The sequence below is a fragment of the Streptomyces sp. NPDC060209 genome, assembly GCF_042728155.1.
In the GTDB taxonomy this organism is placed as follows: Bacteria; Actinomycetota; Actinomycetes; order Streptomycetales; family Streptomycetaceae; genus Streptomyces.
In genome coordinates this window covers 1-3,130 of sequence record NZ_JBHWZS010000517.1, presented here as the reverse complement: position 1 = coordinate 3,130, position 3,130 = coordinate 1, and the positions used below count along the sequence as shown (strand labels likewise).

3 protein-coding genes are annotated in these 3,130 nt (G+C 70.3%); all 3 read right to left on the bottom strand.

The window, feature by feature from the left end:
• Positions 1-42: 42 nt before the first annotated feature.
• Positions 43-993: a catechol 2,3-dioxygenase gene (locus tag ACFWFI_RS42085; protein WP_387401146.1), complete on the bottom strand. Its 951-nt coding sequence runs from the start codon at positions 991-993 to the stop codon at positions 43-45.
• Positions 974-2,104, bottom strand: coding sequence for a 4-oxalomesaconate tautomerase (locus tag ACFWFI_RS42080; protein ID WP_387401144.1), 1,131 nt, complete (start codon positions 2,102-2,104; stop codon positions 974-976). The genes ACFWFI_RS42085 and ACFWFI_RS42080 overlap by 20 nt, the downstream gene beginning before the upstream one ends.
• Before the next feature lie 223 nt (positions 2,105-2,327).
• Positions 2,328-2,978 (bottom strand): GntR family transcriptional regulator, encoded by a 651-nt coding sequence (locus ACFWFI_RS42075; RefSeq protein WP_387401142.1) that lies wholly within the window; start codon positions 2,976-2,978, stop codon positions 2,328-2,330.
• Positions 2,979-3,130 lie beyond the last annotated feature (152 nt).

The following is a 3,130-nucleotide window of genomic DNA, read 5'->3' as shown; positions in this document are numbered from 1 at the left end:
CACACCTGTGCGCCGCCCGCCCCGCCTCTCACGCCGCCGGTTTCAGTCCAGCGGCGGGGTGCCGTGCGTATGGAAGGACTTGATCGTCTGCAGACCCCACGCCTGCCCCTTGGCGCGCTCGGCCTCGGTCCAGGTGACCAGCGGCCAGTCGGGGGCGAGTACCAGGCGGGTGAGCGGGTTGCAGAGCTCGATGCGGTTGCCGCCGGGCTCGTAGACGTACAGGAAGAACGTCTGCTGGATGGCGTGCTTGTGCGGGCCCGTCTCGATGAACACGCCGCTGTCGATGGCGAGATCAGCCGCGCGCAGGATGTCCTCACGGGTGTCGGTGGCGAACGCGATGTGGTGCAGGCGTCCGGTGGACCCCGTCCAGTCCGAGGTGTAGACGACGTCGTAGGACTTGTTGTTGAACGTCAGCCACTTGGCGCCGATCCGGCCGGTGTCGAGCTGGATCTGCTCGGTGGGCCGGGCACCGAGGACCTGCTGCTGGAAGTCGGCGTTGGCGGCGACGTCGGCGGCGAGGAAGTTGATGTGGTCCAGGCGGCGCACCCCCACGCCGCGGTTGGGCTTGGCCTGCGGCTGGTTCTTCAGCGCGGGCCTGAGCTCCGGGGGCGCCTGGTAGTACTCGGTCTCCCAGTACAGGGCGATCTCATGGCCGTCGGGGTCGGCGGTGAGGTAGAGCTTGCCGATACCCGGCTCGTCCTCCACCCAGCGCCCCGCGTGGCCCGTGGCTTCCAGTTCGGCGACCCGGCGTTGCAGGGCCTCTTCGCCGGAGGTGCGCAGGGCGGTGCGGCGCAGGCCGGGCTTCTCGGCGGCGGTCAGCACCAGGCTGTGGTGCTCGTAGTCGTCGAAGGTGCGCAGGTAGACGGAGTCACCGTCCTGCCCGTTGACGGTCAGGCCGAGGTAGTCGGTGAAGAACCGGACGCTCGCGTCCAGGTCCGGGGTGAGCAGTTCGGCGTGGCCGACGTGGGCGATGTCACCGAGAGGGGGAGTCATCTGCGGCTCCTTGCGGGGAGAGTTCGGATGTCGGAGCTGACTGCTCGGACCGGGGGAAGACGGTGCCGTCGAAGATCTTTCGTGCGGTACGCACCACCGCGGTGCGCCTGACGACTGGGGTGCCGTCCGCACCGGTCCCGACGCCTGCCTCGATGTCGAGGAATCCGGTGGGGTGCTCGATGCGCAGCGCCCCGTCGTGGGCGGGCAGCCGGGCGATGCCCTCGGCGACGCTGCCGGCGATGCCCAGCCCGGCGGCGACGCCGGCGGCGCCGAGGACGCCTATGGAGGTGTGGCACCGATGCGGGATGAAGGTACGGGTCGTCACCGCGCCGTCATGGGCGGGCGGGGCCAGCAGACTGAGCTTGGGCACCGTCGTTTCGCGGACGTCGCCGAGGCCCATGAGGGGTCCCGCCTCGATGCGGATCTCCTCGAGGCGGACGCGCAGGGCGGTGTCGTCCTCCAGCTCCTGCGGTGTCTCGTAGCCCGTGATGCCCAGGGACTCCGCCGCGATGAGCACGGACGGCATCCCGTTGTCGACGCAGGTCACCGCTGTGCCGGCGATGACCTCACGTGCCCGGCCGGTGGGCAGCAGCGGGGTGGTGCCCTGCGCGAATTCGATCACCACCGGTGCGGCGGTCCCGGGCACCCCGGAGATCTGCGCCGTCCCGGAGTAGTCGACGCGCCCGCCGGGGGTGGGAAAGGTCGCCGTGGCCAGGGCATCGGTGTTGACCATCCGGATACGTACGGACGTGTGGCCGTCCTCGGCGGCGACCAGGCCCCGCTCGACGGCGAAGGGGCCGATTCCGGCGAGCAGGTTGCCGCAGTTCTGCCGGTCGGACACTTCAGCGGTGTCGACGGCGACCTGGAGGAAGAGGTAGTCCACGTCGACGTCCGGGTCGTCCGGCACGGAGACGACCGCGACCTTGCTGGTGAGCGGGTGCGCCCCACCCAGACCGTCGATCTGGCGCGGGTCGGGGCTGCCCATGATCCGCAGGAGCAGATCGTCACGGGCGGCCGGGTCCCGGGGCAGGTCGTCGGCCAGGAAGTAGGCGCCCTTGGACGTGCCGCCCCGCATCAGGAGGCAGCGGACCTCCGACGGCCCCCCGATCATGACCCGGCCTCCCGGGCATGGCCCTTGTAGGAGGTGAAGCGCACACCCAGGGCGTCGATGTCCCGCGCGTCCGCCTTCGGCGGGCCGGCGACGCCGCTCATACCGGCCGCTCCGCGATCCGCGCCGTGTCGGTTGTCATGGCTGAACTCTCCTTGCTGGACAGGGCTTCGGACCCACCAGCGCGGCGCGCCATGCGCGCAGTGCGTCGATCAGGCGCCGCGCGTCATCCGCGCAGTGCCTCGATCACGCTCGCCAGGTGGGAGCGGACGGCCGCCTCGGCCGCCTGCGGATCCCTGGCCCTGATCGCCTCGATCATGGCCAGGTGTTCACTCAGGGACTGCTGGGGGCGTCCGGGCCTCAGCGCGAGCTGGAACCTGTGACGTACCAGCTGGCCGTTCAGCCGCTCCAGGAGCGATACGGCCGTCTGCTGACCGGAGAACTCCCTCACCATGGCGTGGAGTTCATGATTCAGATCGGAGTAGAGCATGGGCTCGCCACCGGCGACGGCCTTGGTCATGGCCTCGCCGATTCCCGTGAGCCGGTCCAGCTGCTCGTCGCCGGCCGCGACGGCCGCCTTGGCCGCGCAGAGCCCTTCCAGGGCCATGCGGCACTCTGTGATGGCGACGGCTTCGTCGACGCTCACCACACGCACCCGTGATCCGCGGTTACGGATCCGCTCGACCAGTCCCTCCGACTCCAGCTCGATCAGCGCCGCTCTGACGCTGGCCCGTGTCACACCGAACTGCTCGGCGAGCTCGTTCTCCACCAGCCGCTGGGCCGGTGCCATCTCGCCGCGCAGAATCGCCTGCCGCAGATGGGTCAGGGCCAGCTGCCTGGCCTGCTCCCCACTGGCCGGACCGGCTTGCTTCGGCATCGTTGCCCCCCTGAGTGAGTGCCTGTCGAACCTAAATCTAGGCCAACAGGATTGTCAACGATTCTGTTTGCCATATTGCCGGAGCTGCGACGCCGGCCCGGGCTCCCGCACCGAACGCGCGTGGGCCCGGCCCCTCTCCTGGGAGAGGGGCC